Origin of the sequence: Mitsuokella sp. AF33-22, from assembly GCF_003475755.1 — a bacterium.
Taxonomy (GTDB): Bacteria; Bacillota; Negativicutes; order Selenomonadales; family Selenomonadaceae; genus Mitsuokella.
The window spans coordinates 75783-92896 of sequence record NZ_QRQA01000013.1 but is presented as its reverse complement, the minus strand read 5'-3'; the positions used below and the strand labels follow the sequence as shown (position 1 = coordinate 92896).

At 58.5% G+C, this 17114-nt stretch carries 17 protein-coding genes; 14 read left to right on the top strand and 3 right to left on the bottom strand.

All coding sequences use genetic code 11. From position 1 onward, the window contains the following. The 7 genes from tnpA to DWZ54_RS09335 form a co-directional block, all read left to right on the top strand. Nucleotides 1-269: IS200/IS605 family transposase (tnpA, locus tag DWZ54_RS12055; protein ID WP_233541675.1), on the top strand; the 269-nt coding region annotated here is incomplete at its 5' end. Between the two features lie 218 nt (nt 270-487). After that, nucleotides 488-1558, top strand: coding sequence for an ABC transporter ATP-binding protein (locus DWZ54_RS09360; RefSeq protein WP_118475789.1), 1071 nt, complete (start codon nt 488-490; stop codon nt 1556-1558). Then, the gene (locus DWZ54_RS09355) at nt 1548-2393 is read left to right on the top strand and encodes an ABC transporter permease (RefSeq protein ID WP_199663325.1); all 846 of its coding nucleotides are present in this window, start codon (nt 1548-1550) and stop codon (nt 2391-2393) included. Before DWZ54_RS09360 ends, DWZ54_RS09355 begins: the two co-directional genes overlap by 11 nt. Continuing rightward, the gene (locus DWZ54_RS09350; RefSeq protein WP_118475787.1) at nt 2393-3181 is read left to right on the top strand and encodes an ABC transporter permease; all 789 of its coding nucleotides are present in this window, start codon (nt 2393-2395) and stop codon (nt 3179-3181) included. The genes DWZ54_RS09355 and DWZ54_RS09350 overlap by 1 nt, the downstream gene beginning before the upstream one ends. Nucleotide 3182: 1 nt before the next feature. Beyond that, a complete protein-coding gene (locus DWZ54_RS09345) occupies nt 3183-4271 on the top strand; it encodes an ABC transporter substrate-binding protein (protein ID WP_199663323.1) in 1089 nt (362 codons plus the stop codon). A gap of 80 nt (nt 4272-4351) precedes the next feature. After that, the gene (locus tag DWZ54_RS09340; protein ID WP_118475785.1) at nt 4352-4963 is read left to right on the top strand and encodes a DUF2284 domain-containing protein; all 612 of its coding nucleotides are present in this window, start codon (nt 4352-4354) and stop codon (nt 4961-4963) included. 133 nt (nt 4964-5096) lie between these two features. After that, entirely contained in the window at nt 5097-5300 is a 204-nt protein-coding gene (locus DWZ54_RS09335; protein WP_118475783.1) for a protein kinase, read from the top strand. 69 nt (nt 5301-5369) lie between these two features. On the opposite strand, the gene DWZ54_RS09330 is transcribed toward DWZ54_RS09335, so the two are convergent. After that, a complete protein-coding gene (locus DWZ54_RS09330; RefSeq protein ID WP_233519492.1) occupies nt 5370-5834 on the bottom strand; it encodes a DUF441 domain-containing protein in 465 nt (154 codons plus the stop codon). Between the two features lie 399 nt (nt 5835-6233). On the opposite strand from DWZ54_RS09330, the gene DWZ54_RS09325 reads away from it, so the two are divergent. From DWZ54_RS09325 to DWZ54_RS09305, 5 genes are all read left to right on the top strand, one after another. Beyond that, nucleotides 6234-7136 (top strand): LysR family transcriptional regulator, encoded by a 903-nt coding sequence (locus DWZ54_RS09325; protein WP_118475781.1) that lies wholly within the window; start codon nt 6234-6236, stop codon nt 7134-7136. A 63-nt stretch (nt 7137-7199) separates the two neighbouring features. Then, on the top strand, nt 7200-10760 hold the full coding sequence (gene smc / locus DWZ54_RS09320; RefSeq protein ID WP_233541674.1) for a chromosome segregation protein SMC: 3561 nt from the start codon (nt 7200-7202) through the stop codon (nt 10758-10760). Nucleotides 10761-10883: 123 nt separating this feature from the next. Continuing rightward, nucleotides 10884-11804: a signal recognition particle-docking protein FtsY gene (gene ftsY, locus DWZ54_RS09315; protein WP_233541673.1), complete on the top strand. Its 921-nt coding sequence runs from the start codon at nt 10884-10886 to the stop codon at nt 11802-11804. Nucleotides 11805-11830: 26 nt separating this feature from the next. Continuing rightward, nucleotides 11831-12394 (top strand): hypothetical protein, encoded by a 564-nt coding sequence (locus tag DWZ54_RS09310; protein WP_118475775.1) that lies wholly within the window; start codon nt 11831-11833, stop codon nt 12392-12394. Between the two features lie 20 nt (nt 12395-12414). Further along, nucleotides 12415-13023: an LUD domain-containing protein gene (locus DWZ54_RS09305; protein ID WP_118475773.1), complete on the top strand. Its 609-nt coding sequence runs from the start codon at nt 12415-12417 to the stop codon at nt 13021-13023. A 118-nt stretch (nt 13024-13141) separates the two neighbouring features. Here the strand turns inward: DWZ54_RS09305 and DWZ54_RS09300 are convergent, their stop codons facing one another. Together DWZ54_RS09300 and DWZ54_RS09295 are read right to left on the bottom strand one after the other, a co-directional pair. Beyond that, the gene (locus DWZ54_RS09300) at nt 13142-14308 is read right to left on the bottom strand and encodes an acyltransferase (RefSeq protein WP_118475771.1); all 1167 of its coding nucleotides are present in this window, start codon (nt 14306-14308) and stop codon (nt 13142-13144) included. A gap of 77 nt (nt 14309-14385) precedes the next feature. Continuing rightward, complete coding sequence (locus DWZ54_RS09295) at nt 14386-15105, bottom strand: SIMPL domain-containing protein (RefSeq protein ID WP_118475769.1); 720 nt, start codon at nt 15103-15105, stop codon at nt 14386-14388. Between the two features lie 270 nt (nt 15106-15375). Between DWZ54_RS09295 and DWZ54_RS09290 the strand changes: the two genes are divergently transcribed. Continuing rightward, nucleotides 15376-15729 carry an ASCH domain-containing protein gene (locus tag DWZ54_RS09290; protein WP_199497530.1) on the top strand — a complete coding sequence of 118 codons (354 nt, stop codon included), beginning with the start codon at nt 15376-15378 and terminating at the stop codon, nt 15727-15729. 195 nt (nt 15730-15924) lie between these two features. Then, nucleotides 15925-16956 carry a mechanosensitive ion channel family protein gene (locus DWZ54_RS09285; protein WP_199663321.1) on the top strand — a complete coding sequence of 344 codons (1032 nt, stop codon included), beginning with the start codon at nt 15925-15927 and terminating at the stop codon, nt 16954-16956. Nucleotides 16957-17114: the final 158 nt, after the last annotated feature.

The window sequence follows — 17114 nt, the reverse complement described above, 5'->3', positions numbered from 1 at the left end:
AGCTGAACGATGTGACCGTCGAAGAGCTGGAAGTCATGCCAGAGCATGTGCACATGCTCATCAGCTTCAAGCCAAAGTATACGCCGACAAACATCGTCAAGGCACTCAAAGGCGGCAGTGCCAGACTGTTCCTCAAAAACCATCCCGAGATCAAGCGTGATAAATTCTGGGGCGGTCATATCTGGTCACGCAGTTACTATATGAGCACACTTGGCAACATGAGCAAGGATGTAGTCGCAAAATACATCCAGAATCAGTATTCCAAGTGACTACCGTTGCGGCCATTCCTCTCCTGAATGAAGTGAGAAGATTCCTGGCCGCATTTTAATTGAACAATTGTATCGCTGTAAATTGAATGCAGGACCCTTCTATGTTAGAATAGGAGGGTATATTTTTTAGGAAAATCACAGGACAGCAGGCATGGGAACGGGAAATATAAAAACCGGAACTCATGTTCTGCGACTAAAGACAAAGAGAAGGGTGACAATTGGAGAAAGAACTGCTGAGACTCGAGCATATTGACAAATTTTATGGCAGCCGCCAGATTCTCGAGGACCTGAACCTGACCATTCACGAAAATGAATTCCTGACGCTCCTGGGACCGTCGGGCTGCGGCAAGACGACGACACTGCGCCTCATTGGCGGGTTTGAGCTGCCGGATAAGGGACGCATCCTGTTTGACGGGCAGGACATCACGAAGCTGCCGCCGGAGAAGCGGCAGGTCAACACGGTCTTTCAGAAGTATTCGCTGTTCTCGAACATGAATGTGGCGGAAAACATCGCGTTTGGCCTCAGGATCAAGGGCAAGTCAACGTCGTATATCCGCGACAAGATCAAGTACGCGCTGAAGCTCGTGAATCTCGACGGTTATGAACAGGCCGATGTCACGGCGCTCTCGGGCGGCCAGCAGCAGCGCATCGCGATTGCGCGCGCCGTCGTCAACGAGCCGAAGGTCCTGCTCCTCGACGAGCCGCTCTCGGCGCTCGACCTCAAGCTGCGCCAGAGCATGCAGCGCGAGCTCGTCAAGATCAAGCGCGAGCTCGGCATCACGTTCATCTTCGTCACGCACGACCAGGAGGAAGCCCTCTCGATGTCGGACACGGTCGTCGTCATGAATCAGGGCTGGATCCAGCAGATCGGCACGCCGGAGAGTGTCTACAACGAGCCGGAGAACGCCTTTGTCGCGGACTTCATCGGCGACAGCAACATCATCGACGGCATCATGGTGCGCGACAAGCTCGTGCATCTCCTCGGCAAGGATATCCCGTGCATCAACACGGGCTTCGGCGAAAATGTGCCTGTCGATGTGCAGATCCGCCCCGAGGACATCCAGATCTGCGCGCCGGAGGACGGACAGTACCGCGGCGTCATCCGATCCGTCGTCTTCAAGGGCACGGTCTACGACATCACCATCGAGGCCGGCGGCTTCTCGTGGCTCGTGCAGACGATTACGGGCCATGAGCAGGGCAAGGAGGTCGGCATCCGCCTGGCGCCCGCGAACATCCAGATCATGGCGAAGCCCGCCTCGGAAGATGAGGAGGCGGCGCATGATGCATAACAGCAAGACGATGGCACGCCTGTTTGCCGCACCGTTCTCAATCTGGGCGGCAATCTTCATCGTGCTGCCGCTCTTCTTCGTCTTCTATCACGGCCTGACGGATGCGGAGGGAGCCTTCACGCTCGCGAACCTCCGGGAGGCCGTGCAGATCGAATACCTCCAGGCGCTGGGCCTCTCGGTGGAGCTCGCGCTCATCAGCACCGTCATCTGCCTCGTGCTCGCGTATCCGCTCTGCATGATCCTGCTTTCCATCAAGCGCGGCCGCATGGTGCTGATCTTCCTGCTGTTCCTGCTGCCGCTCTGGATGAATTCGCTCCTGACGACGATGGCCTGGCAGACCATCCTCGAGAAGAACGGCATCATCAACATGATCCTGCACGCGCTCTCGCTGCCGGAGGTCACGCTGATCAATACGCCGCTGGCCATCGTCATCGGCATGGTCTACAATTTCCTGCCGTACATGGTGCTGCCGCTCTACGTCGCGCTCTCGCACATCGACAAGAGCATCATCGAGGCGGCGCATGATCTCGGCGCCGGCCACATCCAGACGTTCCGCCGCATCGTCTTCCCGCTGTCGCTTCCCGGCGTCATCAGCGGCTGCACGATGGTCTTCATCCCGGCGCTCACGACCTTCGTCATCAGCGCGCTGCTCGGCGGCAACAAGATCCTCCTGATCGGCAACATCATCGAGCAGGAGTTCACGGCGGCCTATGACTGGCAGCTCGGCAGTGCGCTCTCGATGATCCTCATGGTCTTCATCATCCTCAACATCGTGCTCGAGGCCGCTTCGGGCTGCGAGACGAAAAAGGATGCCGTGCAGGAGGTGAAGTCGTGATGGCAAAACTCAAGAAACTCTACCTCGGCGCCATCGTCGTCTTCCTCTACGCACCGATCCTCGTGCTCTTTGCGCAGTCGTTCAATGCGAGCCGCTACCGCGGCCACTGGACGGGCTTCACGCTGCAGTGGTACGAGAAGCTCTTCACGAGTGAGGATATCATCGAGGCCTTCTTCAACACGCTGACGATCGGCCTGACGGCGGCGTTCTTCGCGACGCTGCTGGGCCTCATAACGGCGCTCGCCATCCGCAATTTCTCGAAGAGGAGCCAGCTCTTCTTCCGCGGGCTCGCGAATGTGCCGCTCCTCAATGCCGATATCGTCACGGGCATCGCGCTCATGCTGCTCTTCCTCGGCCTCGGGCTGCGCCTCGGCTACGACACGATCCTCATGGCACACATCGTCATCAATCTGCCGTACGCGATGCTCTGCATCCTGCCGCAGGTCATCGGGCTCGACTCCGTCTGCTACGAGGCGGCGCTCGACCTCGGCGCGACGCCCTTCCAGGCCTTCCGCAAGGTCATACTGCCCGAGCTCTGGCCCGGCATCGCGGCGGCATTCCTGCTGTCCTTCGCGATGTCGGCCGATGATTTCATCGTGACGTACTTCACGAAGGGCGCGGGCATCGATACGCTGACGACGGCCATCTACTCCCAGCTCAAGCTCGGTATTCATCCGGAGATGTACGCGCTCTCGACTCTGTTCTTCCTCGGCGTCATCGCGTTCGTCGCGCTGCTCATGGTCAACTGGCGCCTCCTGAAGCGCCGCCCGGGAAAGGAGTGGGAGTGATATGAAGAAATACAGGCGTTTCCCGCTGCTCATGCTGCTCCTCGGACTTCTGCTCGTCTTTTCCACGGCGGGCTGCGACAGCCTGGCCGAAGACGAGGAGGGCGGCGATGATGCCCTCTACATCTACAGCTGGGGCGATTATCTCGATCCCGAGGTCATCACGCAGTTCGAGGAGGAGACGGGCATCCATGTCGTGCTCGACGAATTCGACACGAACGAGAGCATGTATCCGCGCGTCAAGGAAGGGGCCACGAATTACGACCTCATCTGCCCGTCGGACTACATGATCCAGAAGATGGCCGAGAACGATCTTCTGCAGCCGCTCGACTACGATCAGCTGCCGAATGCGAAGAAATATATCGGTAAGGATTTCCTCCGGCAGGCCGAGTCGTATGACCCCGGCAACCGCTATTCCATCCCGTACTGCTGGGGCACGGTCGGCCTCATGTACAACAAGAAGCTCGTGGCGGGCGATGTCGACAGCTGGTCGGTCCTCTTTGATCCCCGCTACAAGGACGAGATTCTCATGCAGGATTCGGCGCGCGATGCCTTCATGATCCCGCTGCGCCTCATGGGCGATTCGATGAACACGAAGAACGTGCAGGAACTTGAGCAGGCGCGCGATATGCTCATCGCGCAGAAGCCGCTCGTACAGGCCTACGGCGTCGACGACATCCGCGATAAACTGGCATCCGGGGAAGCCGCGCTCGGCGTCATTTACTCGGGCGAGGCCATCAATCTGCTGAAGGCCAACCCGGACCTCGCGTTCTGCCCGGCGCCGAAGGAAGGCACGAATCTCTGGATGGACGGCTGGGTCATCCCGAAGCAGGCCAAGCACGTCGAGAATGCCCACAAGTTCATCGACTTCCTCTGCCGCCCGGACATCGCCGCGAAGAATTTCGAGTCACTCGGCTACTCCACGCCGAACACGGGCGTCCGGGAACTTGTCGAAGATGATATGGACGAGGATGAGATTGAAATCGCGTTTCCTGAGCCGTCGGTTTATCAGGGGCAGGAAACGTATCAGTACCTCGGCGAAGCACTCGACAAACTCTACACGAAGCTCTGGCTGCAGGTTAAAGTCGAATAAATCATCAGGGAAAATGGGGGACGGATTCGCTGGAATCGTGTTTCCCATTTTGCCATATTTTCAGGAGAGAGGGGATTTTCATGAAGCTGGATATACCGTTCCAATTCGAAGCGGATACGGTCGAGATCACGACAAAAAAGATGGATTTTGCCGCGTTCTGCCGGCTGTATCAGGACCGCGAACGCTTCCTGCCATATTGCCGCGAATGCTCGAATTACGGCACCGTCTGGAGCTGTCCGCCGCTTCCTTTTGATACCGGGGAATACTTCCGGCCATATGAGAAAATCCTCGTGTTCTGTGCGCGCATTACGCTCGATCCGGCGGTAATCGAGCGCGCCGATACGCCGGAACTCGTCAAGAAAACCGGCTATGAAATCGTCATTCGCGTGAAGAAACGCCTTGAGGATTATTTGCGCGAACTCGAGGCCAGGTTCCCGCAAAGCCGCAGCCTTTCCTCGGGTGGCTGCAACCGCTGCTGCCGCTGTGCCCGCGCCAAGGGCGAGTCCTGCCGCAAGCCTGACGTCATGCGTTATTCGCTCGATGCCTTCGGCTTTGATTTGACGGCCATCACGAAGGATTTATTCGGTTACGATATCGAATGGTGCCGGGACCGTCTGCCCGCACATTTCACATTGATCCACGCCCTGCTGCTGCCCGCAGCCGTTTCGTCCAGATTTGCGTTTTATAAGTAACTTTTTTCGGGAATCAGCAGGATTTTTCCAGAAAAGCGAGAATGTAAAAAAACGATGAAAACGATGGAACGTCGGGGCATCGAATCATTCATTTTCATGTTTTATTTTATTTCAAAGAAAGTAGGAATCGATTATGGCGAGAAAAGCAGATTACGACAGCAAGATCCAGGCTCTTGAAGAGAAAATCGCGAAGAAACAGGATGAGGTCAAAAAGCTCAAGGCACAGCTGGCCGAAGTAAAGGAAAAGAAAGCCAAAGAGGATTATCAGGAACTGACGACGTATATGGAAGAAAACAACCTGACGGCTGCTGAAGTCCTCGCTGTCATCAAAAACTGAGCGTCTGCAGCACGCAAAAAACCGGTACAAGACATTACGACTGTCCTGTACCGGTTTTTTATTTTGATTTCAGAACCAGTGGAAGCGCGTCGCAAGGGACATGACGAAATACGTCAGGCCACCGGCGATCAGCGGACCAACGGCGATGCCCTTGAAGAAGAAGACGCCGGCCATCGTGCCGATGATGAGGGCCGAGACGACATCGGGCGTGCTTTTGAGGAGGGTCAGCCCGCCGCCGCCCGCGACAGCCGCGAGCACGCCGGCGATGACGGCGGTGATGCCGAGCGGCGACTTGAACGAATCGATCATCGTCTGCAGTGTGACCGTGCCGTTGGCAATCGGCACGAGGATGGCGGCCGTCAGGATGATGATGCCCCAGTTGAGGCCCTGCGTGCCGAGGGCCTCCAGCATCGTGGTCAGGCCGAGCACCTTGAGGATGAGCACGATGGCCGTCGCGTAGACAACCGTCATGTTGTGGCCGATGAGGCTCAGGATGAGCACAAAGCCAAGTGTAATGTATTCCGTGGAAGCCAAATGAGGAACCTTCTTTCTCCATAGCGATACAGCGTGAAACGGACGGCCCGGCAGCAGCGGCAGGACGGCGCGGCCGGGCAATATACGCCCTATTTTATCAGAAATAATACGTTTTTGCCATGCATTCCCTTGGGATTTCTGCGTTGTCCACGGAAATTTTTGATGTAATCTGTTATTATTGATATTTTTTTATAGAAAATCGTGTATACATGATGCTTTTTTATGGATTATAACCTAGGGTTATGGTAAACTAGGGATAGTGGCATGATTTCGCTGCACGGGCCTTCTGTCCAGGCAACGCAAACATGCGGCAGTGGAGAGTCCCCCGCCACACAGAGAGGGGACCCCGCACGGAATTAGAACGAATGATGCAATGAAACTGTATGGAGGTAACGCTCGATGGAGTTTAGACAACTGGAATATTTTTGTACCATCAGTGAGCTGGAGAATTTTACGCGCACGGCGGAAGTCCTGCATGTCTCGCAGCCCTCGGTCACGAAGGCCATCAAGGCGCTTGAAGCGGAGCTCGGGCTCACGCTCATCGACAGGAGCCAGAAGCACGTGACGCTGACGGCGGAGGGCCGGGCCTTTCTCATCCACGCCCAGCGCATCATGCAGGATGCCGAGGCGGCCAAACAGGATATGCTGCGCTTTCGCACCGATACCCGCGGGACGGTGCATTTTGGCGTACCGCCGATGGTCGAGGCGTATCTTTTCCCGGATTTCTTCACGAAATTCCATCAGGCGTTCCCCGACATCAATCTCGACGTGCAGGAGTACAGCGATTCCGACGAGATTCGCGAGCGTGCGGAGCTCGGGGAACTCGACTTCGGCATCGTGCTCGGCGGCGAGGAGGAGCGCGGCACGAACGAGCTCCTGATCCTCGAGGACAACATGAGTCTCTGCCTGCACCCGCATCACCGGCTGGCCGCCTGCGATACGGTGGACTTCCACGAGCTGCGCGAGGAGCATTTCATCCTGCAGCAGCCTCGCACGTATCAGAACCGCGAGGTGACGGCGCGCTGCAGTCAGGCGGGCTTCACGCCGGATGTCGTGCTCTGCACGTCGCAGCTCAAGACCATCAAGCAGCTCGTCGCGAACAACATGGGCGTCTCGATCCTGCCGGACTTCGTCACGCGCAGCGATGTGAATTTCCTGCGCAAGCCGCTGAATCCGCCGATCCATGCTCGCGTGTCCCTGTACTGGAGCGGCCACAAGGTCTTTTCCATCATCGACAAGCGGTTCCGCGACTTCATGGAATCGTACCGCGAGAACCCGTACGTGCAGGCGGCTCATGCGTAAGGGCTGCCGGGCAGGAAGCAAGAAGCAGCGAGAAGCAGACAGGCAGGTGTAGAAGGATTGCAGTTGAAACGTCTTGAGGCATATGGATTCAAGTCCTTTGCCGATAAGATTTCCATTGAATTTGACCAGGGGATTACGGCCATTGTCGGCCCAAACGGCAGCGGCAAGAGCAACATCACCGACGCCATCCGCTGGGTGCTCGGCGAGCAGAATATCCGCAATCTGCGCGGCACGAAGTCGGAGGACATCATCTTCGCGGGCTCGGCTTCCAGGCGGCCGCTCAACATCGCGGAAGTCTCGCTCGTCTTTGACAACGACGGCACCCTGCCGGTGGATTTCCGCGAGGTCGTCGTGACGCGCCGGCTCTACCGCAGCGGCGAGAGCGAGTACTTCATCAACAGGAGCCGCTGCCGCCTCAAGGACATCTATGAGCTTTTCGCCGATACGGGCATCGGCCACGATGGCATGAGCATCATCGGGCAGAACCGCATGGAGGATATCCTGAACAGCCGTCCCGAGGAGCGGCGCGCGTACTTCGAGGAGGCTGCGGGCATCACGAAGTATCGCAACCGCAAGCGCGAGACGCTGCGCAAGCTCACGGACACGGAGGGCAACCTCGTGCGCGTGCAGGATATCGTCCACGAAATCGAGAACCAGCTCGAGCCCATGGCGCGCCATGCGGAAAAGACGCGCGCCTACAACGAGCTCTCGGCTGACTACAAGCGCTGCCAGCTCACGCAGCTCTCGCGCCGTTACGCGAAGGAGGCGGCGCACCGGGCTGAAAATGAGCAGAAGCTCCAAAAGGCGCGCGACGAGGCCGTGGCGGCCAAGACGGCCATCCAGCAGGCAGAAGCCCGGCAGGAGGCCATCGGCAAGGAGATCCTTGACCTCGAGCAGGCGATGAAGGCAAGTGCCGAGAAAAACGAGACGCTGCGCCAGCGGCTCGAGGCGGCGCACCGCGAGATGGCGGCGCTCGAAGAACGTCAGGAGCAGAGCGGCGCCGCGAAGGAACGCCTCGCCAAACGGCGCGAAGAGCTCACGCGGGCACTCGCGTCCTCAGTCGGTGAGATCGGCCGCCTGACGGCCGAAGCTTCGGACCAGGAGCAGGCCCTGAAGGCGGCCGAGGCGGCTCTCGGCGAGCGCAAGGCGCAGCAGGGCGAGCTCGGAGCACTCCTGAAAAGGTACAAGGAAGCTACGGCCAAGACTCTCGCGCGCAAGGAAGCCTGCCAGCAGGAGCTCGCGAAAGAGACGCAGGCCCTCGCCGTGCTCGAGCGCGACATCGAGAACGGCGAGACCGGGCAGGCCGAGCGGCAGGAGGCCCTCAAGCAGGCAAAGGCCCAGCAGATGGCACTGAGCGCCCGGCAGGAAACGCTCGGCGTGCGTCAGCAGCAGGCAAACGAAGAACTGCAGCAGGCCGTCCGGGCACAGCAGCAGGCGCGCCATGAGCAGCAGGATGCACAGGAAGCGCTCGCCAGGCGCCGCGATGCACTAGCGGACCTGCGGCAGAAGCTCGCGACGGCCCGGGAAAAAGTCGATTTCCTGAAGCACATGCAGGAGGAATACGAAGGCTTCGGCAAGGGCCCGAAGGCCGTGCTGCGCGCCAGGGAGCCATGGCATAAGGGCGTGAATGGCGCCGTGGCCGAGCTCGTCGAGATCCCGCAGGACTACGTGACGGCCATCGAGGTGGCGCTTGGCGGCAACCAGCAGAACATCGTCACGGAGGATACGGACACCGCAAAAGAGGCCATCGCCTACCTCAAGCGCAGGCATCTCGGGCGCGTGACGTTCCTGCCGCTCTCGACGCTCGTCGTGCCGTATCCGAATGAGCACGAGCGCAGGGCCGAGGGCAGGGAAGGCGTCATCGGCTGGGCTCATGAGCTCGTCACGGTCGATGCACACTGCCGGAAGGCCGTGGATTTCCTGCTCGCACGCATCCTCGTCGTCGATACGCTCGACCATGCACTCGCGCTGGCAAAGGAATTCAAATACCGGCTGCGCATCGTGACGCTCACAGGCGAATTCCTCGCGCCGGGCGGCTCGCTTTCAGGCGGCAGCCGTCAGGGCAGGGAAGCAAGCTTCCTGAACCGCGGCGGCGAAATCGAGGCCCTGCGTGCCTCCATCGCCGCATGGCAGGAACAGGAAGGAACCGGGCAGCAGGCGTCAGAAGAAGCCGCGCAAAAGGCCAAGGAAGCGGCTGCTGCACAGCAGGCGGCCATGGAGCGCGTACAGCAGGCGAGCGAGCAGCGCGCCGAACTGCGGGCGGAGGACCGCCGCCTCCGGGAAGCACAGGAAGCCAAGGCCCAGGAGGTCGCCGCGCGCGCGAAGGCCGCGCAGGAATACGAGGCGTCGTTTGCGGCCAACGCAAACCGGCGCGTGCTGCAGCTGCGCAAGGTCAAGGAGCTCCAGCAAGCCCTGGAGACGGCGTGCAGGGCTGCGGACGAAGCCCGTCTCGATCTCGAGGATGCCATGCAGGACGCCGACGACCTCGCCGCCGTGCTGCAGGATCAGGAGCTCAAGCGGACGGTGCTCGAACAGGAACTCATGCGCCGCCGCGAGCACATCGCCCTCTGCCGCCAGGAAAAGCAGCGCGGCGAGCAGGCCCTGAAGGAAAGTGAACAGGAAGAACGCGATCTGCTCGCGGGACTCGCCGCGAGCCTCAAGCGCCTCAATCAGCTCCAGCAGGAAGCCGCCTCGTGGCAGGATCACTTCGATGCCGGACAGGAGGAGCAGCGGAGCTTCTACGAGCAGCGAATGGAGAAGATGGCCGTCGCACAGGAAGCCGACCGGAAGACGCGCGCGGCCAACCGGGAGCTCGGCAAAGTCCAGAGCGAGCTGCATCAGCTCGAACTGACGGGTGCCAAGGCCGAGATGGCCATTGAGGAAACGCAGCAGGCCATCCTGAAGGACTTCGGCTTTACACCCGAGCGCGCGGCCGAGGAGGCCTACGACTGGGAGCCCGCGCGGCTGCGCCAGACGATGAAGGAACTCGCCGCGAAAATCGAGGCACTCGGCCCCGTCAACCCGAACGCACTCGAGGAATATGAAGCCCTGCAGAAGCGGCATGACTTCATGCAGAAGCAGGCCGGCGACCTCGTGGAAGCCAAGGATAACCTCCTGCATATCATCGCGGAGATGGACGAAGCGATGACGCAGCAGTTCCGCGAGGCTTTTGCCGCTATCCAGTCGTACTTCGGGGAAATCTTCGTGCGGCTTTTCGGCGGCGGCCAGGCGGAGCTGCGCATGCTCGACGAGCACGACGTGCTGAACACGGGCATCGACATCCTCGTGACCTTGCCGCAGAAGAAGCGCCAGAGCCTCGCGGCCCTCTCGGGCGGCGAACGTGCCCTCACGGTCATCGCGCTGCTCTTTGCCTTCCTGCGCTACCGTCCGTCGCCGTTCTCCGTGCTCGACGAGATTGACGCGCCGCTCGACGAAGCCAACGTCGTGCGCTTCGGCCGCTTCCTGCGCGAATTCGCAGCCAAAACGCAGTTCATCGTCGTCACGCACCGCAAGGGCACGATGGAAGCCGTCGATACGATGTACGGCGTGACCGTGGAGGATGCCGGCGTCTCGCGTCTGCTCTCCGTCAAGCTCGACGAGATTGAAGGCCAGCTCGACGCTTGAATGATCTTGCTGCACAGGCTGTGCCCGCCTTTTGACAAAAGGCGGGCACTCAGCCTATAATGAAAGAATAATCTTGCGGCAATCAGCCGTATGCCCGATAAATCGATAGAGAGAAGTGACGAAATGGGATTTTTTGACAAACTCAAGAAGGGCCTCAACAAGACCCGCGAAAACCTGACGAATAAGATCGAGAAAATCATCATCGGCTATGCCGATATCGATGATGACCTCCTCGATGAGCTCGAGGAAATGCTCATCATGGCTGACGTCGGCGTCCAGACGACCGACAAGCTCATGACGGCTGTCCGCAAGGGCATCAAGAAAAAGGAAATCAACACGCCGGAAGATCTCAAGCCCTTCCTGCAGAAGCAGATTGTCGAGATCCTGACGACGGGCGAGGAAATGGACACGACGCGCGTGGCCGAGAATGGCCCGACGGTCCTGCTCGTCATCGGCGTCAACGGCGCGGGCAAGACGACGACCATCGGCAAGCTCGCCGCCTACTACAAGGGCCAGGGCAAATCCGTGCTGCTTGCCGCGGCCGACACCTTCCGCGCCGCCGCCATCGATCAGCTCGAAGTCTGGGGCGAGCGCACAGGGGTGCCGGTCATCAAGCATGAGGAAGGTTCCGACCCTGCGGCCGTGGCCTTTGACGCCGTCAAGGCCGCTGTTGCGCGCAATGTCGACATCCTCATCATCGACACGGCCGGCCGCCTGCAGACGAAATCGAACCTCATGCAGGAGCTCGAGAAGATCAACCGCGTCATCGGCCGCGAAATCCCCGGTGCGCCGCATGAGACGCTGCTCGTGCTTGACGCGACGACCGGCCAGAACGCCATCAGCCAGGCCGAACTCTTCACGAAAGCCGCGCCCATCACGGGTGTCGTGCTCACGAAGCTCGACGGCACGGCCAAGGGCGGCGTCGTCATCGGCATCAAGAGCCAGCTCCAGATGCCTGTCAAATGGATCGGCGTCGGCGAAGGCGTCGAAGACCTGCGCCCTTTCAATGCCGAAGACTTCGCCAAAGCCCTGTTCCAGTCCTGATTCACGGAAGTGGGGAGGAATTTATCATGAAAAAATTGTTTGTGCTGCTGATGGCAGCCGTGTTCCTGCTCGGTGCCGCACCCGTGACGCAGGCTGCGGGACTCAACGAACTCACCGAGACGAAGGTGCAGCTGGAGGACAGTCTCACCGTGGACGATTTTGCCGCGGCCTACAACAAGATCTGTGCTTATCCGCTGGCCGGCGAACTCACGAAGCGCCTGCAGGGGAATTACGTTTCCTACTTCGGCGGCATCGATGACAGCACGGTAATCATCATCAATGCCAATCAGGCTGGGAAACTCTCCAACCTCGTCATCGCGCATCACGGCGCCATCGACAACGTCGAACAGGAAAAGCTCCGCGTCATCTTCGATTCGACGCTGACGGCCCTCGGCCTGAAAGCCGATGAAAACAATCTGTTTTTTGCCAATCAGGCCTTCGACCGCCTGAGCGTCACGAACGACACCCTGCTCGCAGCCCGTCTGCCGCGCGAAGAAACACAGCGCACCTGGACCTTCCTCAAGGCCGTAAACCCCGAGAAGCAGGTCACGACCATCCTGATCGAAGCTGTCGTGGACAACGATAAATAAAGCAGATGGAGGGGTGTCAAATGGGACGTATTGAGGAAACAGCGGCAGCATTGCAGAAACGGGGCTATGATGTGGCCTGCTTTCAAACGGGAGAGGAGGCGGCCGCTTATCTTGACCGCAAGATTGATGGTTTTACGGTTGGTTTTGGCGATTCAGAAACCATGCTGACCCTGCGCCTTTATGAACGACTGGCTCGTCACAATGACGTCTACGATCCCATGCATCCACGGGACGGCCTTGGTTTCTACGGGACGGCCAGGAAATGCCTGACGACGGAGATTTTCCTGACGTCGGTGAATGGCATCGCCGAAACGGGCGAGATGGTGAACATCGACGGTACGGGGAATCGCGTGGCCGGGTCCTTGTATGGGCATCGCAAGGTGTATTTCATCGTTGGTCAGAATAAGATCGAGCCGACGTTAGAAGCGGCTGCCGCCCGGGCGAGGAATGTCGCGGCCCCCAAGAATGCCGCCCGTCACCACTACAAAACTCCCTGTGCCGTGCGCGAAGACCACTGCTACGATTGCAGGAGCCCCCAGCGTATATGCAATGCCCAGGTCATATATTGGCGCAAAATGAACCACATGGATATGGAGGTCATCCTGATCCATGAAGACCTGGGTTTCTGACATAAAATGAGATTCGGCTGCTCGAAAATCGTTGAGCCATGAAAAAACGAGCCATTTCCAACCCGGACGGAAGGAAATGGCTCGTTTTGTGTCTGCTGCCAATTGGCAGGGAGCTTTTTTATTTCTTTTTCGGATAGACACCAATCGTCCATTCGTTCAAGAGCGGCAGCTTCTCGCCGAGGCGGCGGCAGAGGATGGCGGCTGTCATCGAGAGCCCGAGAATCACGCAATAGAACGCGAGGGAAACGGGCGCCGTCATGATGCGGCCGGCATGCTGCAGCGCGAGCGCCGCATACGTGATGAAGAACGGATGCACGAGGTATGCGAAGTAGGAATGGCGTCCAAGCTGATGCAGAATGGGGTTGAGCCACGCCGGATAGCGCTGGTACGTGAAGATCGTGAAGAAGAACAGCGACGCGGCAATCGTGTAGAAGATGCCGGCCGGGCTCAGCTGATGGGCCGTGTTGATGGCCTCGAGTGCCGTGTAGCCGTCCACGTAGAGCAGCTTGTAATAGAAGGCCAGCAGCCAGGCAAGTGACGCCCAGAAGAAGAGCGTGATGCCCGTCCGATGCTTCTGCATGAACGCCTGGAACTCCTTGATGTGCACGGCCAGATACCCGCCGAGCACGAAGATGAAGACATAGTGGAACACCCAGTAATTCAGCCGGTACATGAGGAACGGCTTGAGTACGGAGTGGTCCGGCAGCCCGTAGACGAAGACGTTGAAGGACACCGAGAAGCTTGACCAGTAGTCAAAGGCAATCTGCACGGCCAGCAGCAGGAGCAGGCTGACTTTGCCTGCGCGGCGGACCATATAGATCCAGATTGGCATGGCCAGGTAGAACCAGATCAGGATGACCAGGAAGTAGAGCTGGTATTTCGCATTGCCGAAGAACAGGATGGTCAGGAGGTGCAGCGGGTCCGGAAAGCCCACCTTGTAGAGAATTCCGTCGTGGAGCAGGTAAAATAGTGACCAGACGAGATAGGGGACGAGCACGGTCTTGAACCGCCGTTTCAGGAAGGACCGGTAGTCAAACGGCACCGTCGTGTCGAGATTGTAAAAGAGGCCGAAGGCCGAGATGAAGAAAAAGATCGGCACGCTGAAGCGCGAGGCCACCTCAAAAAGGGCGATCAGGTGGACATTCGCGGATGTGTTCATGATGTACTGCGACCCGACATGGATGGCGATGACGCCCATCATGGAGATGCCGCGGATGTACTCGATGGCCGCGAGGCGCGGCTTGCGCTTGTGAGGGACGGGCTGCGTGGATGCTTGCTCTTGCATGAAAAACGAGGACTCCTTACTTCATTGGGATAGGGAAAGGGCAGAAGGCGGAGGTGGATTTTGTCTGCTTCGCTGATTCAGTTGCTGAGGATGAAATCGACGTGGACCGTCGCCGTCATCGAGAGACTGCCCGGTGCGATCGGCGTGGCGCTGTCCTTGGCGGCTGCGAGCAGCATGTTGCCGTTGAAGCGGCGCGTCTCAAGGTAACCGGTGTTTTCCGAAACGCTCTGGATGCCGACGATGCGCTTGCCGAGGCCCTTGGCGATGACGTCAGCTTTGTCGCGGGCATCCTGCACGGCATTCAGCAGGGCTTCCTTGCGCACGGCGCGCGTATCGCTGGCGGAGAAATCGAGCGAGCTGATCTCATTGGCACCGTGGTTCAATGCGGCGTCGATGACCTTGCCCGTCAGCTTGATGTCGCGGACGACGACAACGACGGAGTTGTTGACCGTGTAGCCCGTGATCTCATTCTGATGGTTCTTTTCCGTGCTGTAGTTCGGATAGAACGAGTAATTGCGCGTCTGGATGTCCTTCTCGGCGATGCCGAGGCCTTCGACGGCATTCTGGATCTGCGCCGCTACCCAGGCATTGTCGTTCTGTGCTTTGGCCGCATCATCCGCGCGCGTCGTCACGCCAATCGTGACCGTTGCCATATCCGGCGTCGCCGTGCCCTGGCCTTGGCCTTCGACCGAGAGCGTCGGAGCTGCCGGCGCATCCTTCTGGGCGGCAAAGGCCGTCGAGATGCTCAGCAGGAAGACCGCCAGGAACACGAAGAAGAAACGTTTTGTCATTTTCATAGTATGACCTCCATCTAAATAAATTTGAGACGATTTCATTCTAACACAATTCGCAGGGCTGTGCATGAATTTATCCGGGAAGCGATGCATCCCGGGCTTTTGAGTTTTTTCAAAAATTAGCAGGATTCCGGCAGGGCAGGGGAGAAATAATAAAGCAAACTTCATAATGTCAAGATGTCAACATTGCAAAGACGTGTGGTCATGGTGCCGCGGGTCATGCCAATAGAGATACGAGTGACAGAGTAGAAACTAGATGGGAGATGCTTCATCATGATGGCTTTGAATTTCCAGGCAGCAAAACACAAGAAGATGCTCATGGAGCGCACGAAGAACTGCACGGTCCGCCTCGGCGACGTCAGCTCTCAGTTCCCCGAGAATTCCATCGTATGGATTACGACGGGTGCCAAGGGCGAGCCCAAGCACAAGCTCTACACGGCATTCCTCGACAAGGTGCGCGTCAAGACGATGGGCACGCTGACGAGCGCCGACCTCGGCCACCAGAACCCCGAGATCAATTCGCGCGAGGAGCTCATTGCCGACTTCGAACGCATCTACAAGCGCCGCATCCTCATGGAGGATACGGTCACGGTCATCTACTTCAGCGAGGTACATGACGATCTTTAAGATGGGAAAACATGGATGGCCTTGAGCCGTTTTAATGTTTTTCGCGATTTTGGAGAGTCTTGCATTTTTATGCGGGGCTCTCTTTTTTATAGCGTTTTTCTAATCTTGAGCTTCTACAATATTCTTCAATTCTCTGTTTGGCTGCGGTACGGTTGTTTGACTGCATCGCTTGATCTTGCAAGGAGTGTGAAGCTTATGTCCATGTCTTTGGCTGATGTTGTCGCGACCATCCAGCACGGTGGGCCGCGGCTGACAGCCGCCATCTTTTTTATCGCACTGGTGCTCGGCATTGTTGTGCTGCACTACGTATTCCGCGGGCTCGTCCATATCCTGAGCCGCTACACGAAGATCCCCGTCTATATCCTCCGGCATGTCGTGCGCTTCATGCCGTTCATGACGGGCATCTGCGCCGGCATCTATGCGGCGGATTCGTTCATGGAGCTGCCGGACTTCGTCGAGAATCATATTGACATGATCTTCTACAACGTCGTGGCGGTGACGGTAATCCTCTTTCTCGCGCATCTCATTTCGGCGTTCTTGCAGTACAAGATGACGCAGAGCCAGGCGCGCAATTCCTCGACCTCCATCCTCACGACGATTATCAATATTTTCGTCTATGCGTCCGGCCTCGTCATCCTGCTCAATGCACATGGCATCTCGATTTCGCCGCTGCTGACGGCGATGGGCGTGGGCGGCATCGCGTCGGCGCTCGCCCTGCAGGATACGCTCGCGAATCTCTTTTCGGGCATCATGACGCTCGTGTCGAAGCAGATCCGCATCGGCGATTACATCAAGCTCTCGACGGGGGCCACGGGACGCGTCACCGATATGAACTGGCGCAATACGACCATGCGCACGCCGACGGGGAACCTCATCATCGTGCCGAACAAGAGCATCGCGGCGTCGACACTGATGAATTACGAGCAGCCGCTCGCGGAATGCACCATCTCAATTCCCCTGACCATCACGTACGGCAGCAATCTCGAGCAGGTCGAGGAGGTGACGCTCGCGATGGCGCGCAACATCCTCGCAAACAGCCAGTACGGCGTGACGGGGTTTGAGCCGGCCGTGCGCTACAAGGAGCTCGGTGAGTACGGCATCTCGTTCGATGTCGTGCTGCGCATCAGGAATGTCGTCGATGAGGCCGTGCTCAAGCATCAGTTCATCAAGGCCATCTATCAGGCGTATCAGGATAACGGCATTCACCTGCTGGAACGCACTGCCTGAAATCCGCGGGGACGATTTACATCGAGCCAGCACGCGGCTGCAGACAGGCACCCCTTCAGTCAGCTGCGCTGACAGCTTCCCCAAAGGGGACGCCCAGGCACTCTTCTCACAGAGGGCGAAGCGGAAGGGGGACCGCGCAGCGGTGGATGACAGCAAAA